A 7,222-nucleotide genomic window follows, 5' to 3' on the forward strand; every position below is an offset into this window, starting at 1 on the left:
TAGTATTTTACACATTAGTTCTTCTATGCACGCCGAATTGTATTTTTTTATCTAATATTAGGCATTTATGACTTCTTTTTTTACATCTGGTAGACCTTTTAATAAATTTTCAGCAATTGTTAACCACTTCGATGTCTCTAAGCCATTTGTTTTCATAACGATTTTCAATTGTGATCCTTCCATCCCTAAACCAATCATACGTCCAAAACTATTTCCAAGCATGAATAATTTTCCGCCATCAATATTTTGACTTGCTTGTTCTGAGAACAGAATCGTTACTTCAAATTTATTTTGCTTAATTAACTCAATTTGTTCTTTCATTGCCAATACTTTAATATTTGCAATTTGTAATAAGTAACCAACTTCTTGCGGGTAATCACCAAATCTATCTATCATCTCTTCCTGCAACTCTTCAATATCCTCCATTGCAGAAACGCCTCTAAACTGTTTATACATCATAATTTTTTGTTTACTATCTGAAATATAAGCATCTGGTAAATATGCATCTACTTCTAAATCAATTTCAACATTAACTGTATTTTCAACCCCATCTGTTCCTCTACGCTGTTCAATTGCATCTTTTAACATTTGAGAATATAGATCAAATCCGACAGAATCAATAAATCCATGCTGTTCGGCACCTAACAAGTTACCTGCACCACGAATAGATAAGTCTCTCATCGCAATTTTGAAACCTGATCCAAGCTCTGTGAACTCTTTAATGGCTTGTAGACGCCTCTCTGCAACTTCTGATAACACTTTATCTCGTTTGTATGCAAAGTATGCATATGCAACACGATTAGAACGTCCGACACGCCCACGAAGCTGATACAACTGCGATAATCCCATACGATCTGCATCAAATACAATTAACGTATTTACATTCGGAATATCTACACCCGTCTCAATAATTGTTGTACTTACAAGAACATCATGCTGTCCCTCTAAAAACGATAGCATAACAGACTCTAATTCACTTTCGTTCATTTTCCCATGTGCATAAGTTACACGTGCGTCTGGAACTAACATCGAAATTTCATCTGCTTTTCTTTCGATATCCTCCACACGATTATATAGGAAGTAAATTTGCCCACCTCTTGCAAGCTCTCGTTCTATCGCTTCTCGCATTAACGCTGGATTATACTCTACTACATACGTTTGAACTGGGAAACGATTTTCTGGTGGTGTCTCAATAACAGATAAGTCACGCACACCAAGCATAGACATATGGAGTGTACGCGGAATCGGAGTTGCCGTTAATGTTAATACGTCAACATTTGCTTTTAATTGTTTAATTTTTTCTTTATGCGTTACACCAAATCTTTGTTCTTCATCAATAATAAGGAGACCTAAATCTTTATACGTAACATCTTTAGATAAAATACGATGCGTTCCAATTACGATATCTACCGTACCATCTCTTAAGCCTTTAATTGTTTCATTTTGCTGTTTTCTCGTACGGAATCTACTTAATAATCCTATATTGATTGGATAATCTTGAAAACGCTCTCGAATTGTTTCATAGTGTTGTTGTGCAAGGATCGTTGTCGGCACTAAAATGGCAACTTGTTTTTCATCCATAATTGCCTTAAATGCCGCACGGATAGCTACTTCCGTTTTTCCATATCCTACATCACCACAAAGAAGCCTATCCATCGGACGTCCACGTTCCATATCTTTCTTAATCTCTTCAATAGAACGTAATTGATCCTCTGTCTCTTGATACGGGAAAGAAGATTCAAATTCTTGTTGTTCTGCCGTATCTGGTGTATATGCATAACCCTTTGAGGCTTCGCGTTCAGCATATAATTTAATGAGATCATCCGCAATGTCTTGTACAGATTTTTCAACTTTCGTTTTGACCTTCTTCCAGTCATTTCCGCCCAATTTATAAACTTTAGGATCCTTACCTTCAGATCCTACATATTTTTGCACTTGGTCAATTTGTTCAATTGGAACGTATAACTTATCATTACCTTGATATTTAATATTCAAGTAATCTTTATGAACGCCATTAATCTCTAACGTCTCGATACCTAAGAATTTACCTATACCATGATTAACATGAACTACATAATCTCCAACTTTTAATTCCGAATAACTTTTAATACGTTCGGCATTAGATAACTTTTGCTTACGTTGTGATTTTTTAACTTTCTTATGAAAAAGCTCTTTTTCAGTAATAACAACAAGCTTTTGCATCGGCATTTCAAATCCTGCATGTAAATCACCTACAGCAATTTGTAACCTTCCAGGCAATAATATATCTGTGCCCTCTACGATATCTGCCTCAATATCATAATCACTTAAAATATGTTGTAATTTTTTCACACGTTCATCATCAGTTCCGAGCACAACAGTCGTAAAATGCCCTTCGTTCCATCTGTCAATTTCAGTTTTCAACAACTGCATCTGCCCATGGAAATCTTGCATTGTTTTACATGTCACATTCACAATATTTTGCGGATGTGTATGTGCTATATGACGTAAGAATAACGTTAAATATACAAAACTTCTTTTTTTATGATGAAGAAATTCCTCAAACGAGTGTGAGAAAGATAAATCTTGAATAATTGTTCCCTCACCAAGAAGTGAGATATACCATTCCGCCTCTTCCGTTTCAAGATGTGATGCTGTTTCTTGAATACGGGAAATCTCATCTAAAACCACAATACCATCTTCTGGTAAATAATCTATCAGACTAGCAGGTTCGTTATAGAAAATAGATAAATATTTAAACATCTGTTCTATACTTTGCCCGTTTTTTAACATCTCAATTTCATGACTTACCGTCTCAAGCACTGTAGTCTTCAATTTATCATCGGAAAGTTTTTGCATCGTCTTAGTTAAGCCTTCCTCAAGACGCTTAATTCCCGACTTCAATTCTTCCTGTGAAAATAAAAACTCTGTTGCTGGACCAAATCTAACACTTTCTTTTTTATCTTGAGAGCGCTGTTCATCCACATCAAATAATCGAATAGAATCAACTTCTGTGTCGAAAAATTCAATACGAAACGGTAACTCTTCAGTTAATGGATAAATATCTAATATTCCTCCGCGCAAACTGAATTCCCCAGGAGCTTCTACCATCGACTTACGCTCATAACCAATGTGATGTAAAGTATGCAAGAATGTATCTAAATCAATCTCTTGCCCTAGATTAATTTCGATTTGCCTTTGCTTCCACAATTCTTTCATTGGTAAAAATCTGCGTAGTCCTGCAACCGGTGCTACAATAATCCCATTCTCTCCTGCAGCTAAACGATTTAACACTTCAATACGTTGCGCCTTCAATTCTGGGCTTGCAACACCAATTTCTGATGCTATCAATTCATTTACTGGGTATAGCCACACATCTTTTTCACCAAGTAACGCCACTAAATCTTCATGTACTTTTTGCGCTTGATATAAATTATGCGTCACAATAAGTTGTGATTTTTTTGTTTTTTTATATAAGGCCGCCATTAATAACGAACGAGAAGAGGTTGCCATACCTGATACAAGCTGTTCTTTTAAACCATCTTCTAATCCATTAATAACCGATTGGATCTCTTCATTTTTATAAAATTGCTCTAATAAACCTATCATTTTCAAAACCCCTCTCAACATAAAGAGCAAGCCACTACATTTTATGCAAATATTTCGGAAAAAGAAAACAGAAAAATGCTTTGGACATGCCAAAGCGACAACATTTTATTGCAGAAATTTTTCATATTCATAATACTCAGGATAAGATGCGAGCGTTTCTTGACACGATTCACAAATCGTTTGTATATATATATTTCCATTCTCATGAAAATGAATCATCTCTACTACTTCTTGCTCTGTTAGTTGAAATAAAACGTCGCTATATACTTTTTCTGCAGTAACGGAGCCTACATTACTCCCGCAATGTCTGCAATGATAATAACCTTCCATACTAGCCTCCTAAAAATCCAATTACTACTAGTATGGGTAAAAATAAAACAAAATATTCCCAATCATACCCTTAACTATTGAAGGTATTCATGATTTGAAGGAAAGGTTTATTTAACCATTCTTCACATGCATCCGCTGCTTTTTCAATAGAATGACCCACATCAGGAATTTCTTCCGATGTGAAACGCCCTAATACGTAATCTACTACCTTCATGCCATTTTTCGGACGATCAATTCCCATGCGGATGCGTTGAAACTCTTGTGTTCCTAAATGTGAAATTGTTGATTTCACACCATTATGTCCACCAGCACTACCTTTCATACGAAGGCGTAATTTACCTACAGGAATGTCTAAATCATCGTACAGAACAACGAAGTCCTCAACATCAATTTTATAGTAATCCATGAGCGGACGAATACTTTCCCCAGATAAATTCATATATGTAAGTGGCTTTAATAAGATTACTTTTTCCCCATTAACAAATCCTGCACCAAATACTCCTTTAAATTTTTGTTCATTCAAAGAAATATTCCAACGCTTTGCAAGTTCATCAATTGCCATAAATCCAATATTATGCCTTGTTAATTCATATTCTCTACCCGGGTTCCCAAGTCCTACTATCAATTTCATTCTTGTACCACTACTTTCTTTTTTCGATACGAAAAGACGTAACCAATCTTGGTTACGTCTCATTCTATCCAATTAATTGAATAATACACTTACAGATTCTTCTTCGTATACACGAATGATTGCTTCTCCGATTAATGGAGCAACTGAAAGTTCATGTACTTTGTCGATTTTCTTATCTTCCGGTAATACGATAGAGTTCGTTACAACTAACTCTTTAATATTTGAGTTTTGGATACGCTCAATTGCTGGACCAGATAATACTGGGTGTGTACAGCAAGCATATACTTCAGAAGCACCGTTCTCAACAAGAGCGTTTGCTGCTAATGTAATTGTACCAGCTGTATCAATGATGTCATCAATTAAAATTGCTGTCTTACCTTCAATATTACCGATAATGTTCATTACCTCTGATACGTTCGGACGAGGACGACGCTTATCAATAATAGCGATTGGTGCTTTTAGGCGATCCGCCATTTTTCTAGCACGAGTTACCCCACCATGGTCAGGTGACACGATTACGATATCTTTAAGACCTTTTGTTTCAAAGTAATCTGAAAGAATCGGTACACCCATTAAGTGGTCGATTGGGATATCAAAGAACCCTTGAATTTGTGGAGCATGTAAATCTAGAGTGATTACACGAGTTGCACCTGCTGTTTCAAGCAAGTTTGCTACAAGTTTCGATGTAATTGGTTCACGAGAACGCGCTTTACGGTCTTGACGCGCATAACCATAGTAAGGAATAACAATATTAATTGTTTTTGCAGATGCACGCTTTAATGCATCGATCATAATAAGTAATTCCATGATATGTTCGTTTACTGGGAAGCTTGTAGATTGAATAATGAATACATCGCAACCACGGATACTTTCTTCAATGTTAATTTGAACTTCTCCATCACTAAAACGATCAACAGAACATTTTCCTAGTCCTACTCCAATGTGCTTTGCAATTTGCTCAGCAAGTTCCTTATTAGAGTTTAAAGAGAATACTTTCAAATTAGAATTTAGATATTGAGTCGACATCTAGATTAACCCTCCACATTATGATTTTTTCTTATTCAGCAATTGATCAACATAGTCTTCTTTGTTAACTTGACGTGCACGTGCTACAGATAATGCTTTTGATGGAACATTCTCTGTAATTGTAGAGCCTGCTGCCACATAAGCACCATCTTCAACTGTTACAGGAGCAACAAGGTTTGAATTACATCCAATAAATACCCCGTTACCAATCACAGTTTTGAATTTATTCTTACCATCATAGTTCACCGTAATTGAACCACAACCAAGATTCACGTCTTCTCCAACTTGTGCATCCCCGATATAACTTAAGTGTGAAGCTTTACTTCTATTACCAAAAACAGTTTTTTTGATTTCCACGAAGTTTCCAACGCGTACTTCATCTCCAATAACTGAATCTGGGCGAATATGTGCAAATGGACCAACCGATACTTCTGTACCAAGTTTACTATCATGTACAGTAGATTGACGAATTGTCGTACGATCTCCAATTTCACTATCGCGAATTACTGTATGCGGTCCAATTTCACAATCAGAACCGATTACAGTGTTCCCCTCAATAATTGTTCCTGGATGAAGAACTGTATCACTACCGATAATTGCATCAGCAGAAATATACGTGTTACTTGGATCAATAATCGTAACACCATTTACCATGTTCTTTCGGTTGATACGGTTTTTCATAATAATTTCCGCTTGCGATAGAGCGACTCTGTCGTTAACACCTAACGTTTCATCGAAGTGCTCTGTTTGATAAGCCGATACAATGTGACCTTCATTTTTTAAAATCTCAATAACATCTGGCAGGTAATATTCACCTTGTACGTTATCATTTGAAACTTTAGAAAGCGAAGCGAATAAAGCTTTATTATCAAAACAATACGTACCTGTATTGATTTCTTTAATAGCTAATTCTTTCTCATTTGCATCCTTATGCTCAACAATCTTTTCAACATGACCATTCTCGTTACGAACGATACGACCATATCCAGCAGGCTCTTCTATGTAAGCTGTTAGCACCGTTGCCATTGCCCCTGCTTCTTTATGTTGCTGAAGCAATGATTCCATCGTTTCAGCAGTTATTAGCGGCGTATCACCACAAATAACTAAAGTTGTTCCTTCTTCATTTGCAAGTACACTTGCAGCTTGATCTACAGCATGCGCTGTACCAAGTTGTTCTGCTTGTAATGCAAACTCACTTACGTTTCCTAGCTGTTCTTGTACCATTTCAGCACCATGTCCTACGACTGTTACAAGTTTCTGCAATCCTAATTGAGATACTTGATCGACAACATGTTGTACCATAGGTTTTCCACATACAGGATGAAGCACTTTGTATAGCTTAGACTTCATACGTGTGCCTTTACCTGCAGCTAGAATCACTGCAAATCTGTTTGACATATAGACCCTCCATCGCAACCTATTTATCCATTAACGATATTATCCTAAATCATCATATATTTCAAGAAACACATTTTAACTATTAAATTTTACCATAATTCTCATACGATGTTTTACTCTTTAGTATCTTTTTTAAGAAATAAGCTATACTATTTAAATTGATTTTGAAAAAATTAGAAGTTTTCTTCTTCATTTTAATGAATTCTGAATTTTCCGCACGTAAAATGTATAAAACCACAAAAAAAAAAA

5 protein-coding genes are annotated in these 7,222 nt (G+C 35.8%); all 5 read right to left on the reverse strand.

Annotated elements, in window-relative coordinates:
* Window positions 1–57: 57 nt before the first annotated feature.
* The 5 genes from mfd to glmU all read right to left on the reverse strand — a co-directional run bounded on the left by mfd (window position 58) and on the right by glmU (window position 6,973).
* Window positions 58–3,588: a transcription-repair coupling factor gene (gene mfd, locus FOT98_RS12705; RefSeq protein WP_061678913.1), complete on the reverse strand. Its 3,531-nt coding sequence runs from the start codon at window positions 3,586–3,588 to the stop codon at window positions 58–60.
* A gap of 105 nt (window positions 3,589–3,693) precedes the next feature.
* Entirely contained in the window at window positions 3,694–3,918 is a 225-nt protein-coding gene (locus tag FOT98_RS12710; protein WP_061678914.1) for an anti-sigma-F factor Fin, read from the reverse strand.
* Window positions 3,919–3,988: 70 nt separating this feature from the next.
* Complete coding sequence (gene pth, locus FOT98_RS12715; protein WP_080000234.1) at window positions 3,989–4,549, reverse strand: aminoacyl-tRNA hydrolase; 561 nt, start codon at window positions 4,547–4,549, stop codon at window positions 3,989–3,991.
* Between the two features lie 72 nt (window positions 4,550–4,621).
* On the reverse strand, window positions 4,622–5,575 hold the full coding sequence (locus FOT98_RS12720; protein ID WP_002174555.1) for a ribose-phosphate diphosphokinase: 954 nt from the start codon (window positions 5,573–5,575) through the stop codon (window positions 4,622–4,624).
* A gap of 18 nt (window positions 5,576–5,593) precedes the next feature.
* Window positions 5,594–6,973, reverse strand: coding sequence for a bifunctional UDP-N-acetylglucosamine diphosphorylase/glucosamine-1-phosphate N-acetyltransferase GlmU (glmU, locus tag FOT98_RS12725; RefSeq protein WP_061678915.1), 1,380 nt, complete (start codon window positions 6,971–6,973; stop codon window positions 5,594–5,596).
* Window positions 6,974–7,222 lie beyond the last annotated feature (249 nt).

The sequence above is a fragment of the Bacillus sp. HY001 genome, assembly GCF_007558965.1.
Lineage (GTDB): Bacteria > Bacillota > Bacilli > Bacillales > Bacillaceae_G > Bacillus_A > Bacillus_A mobilis.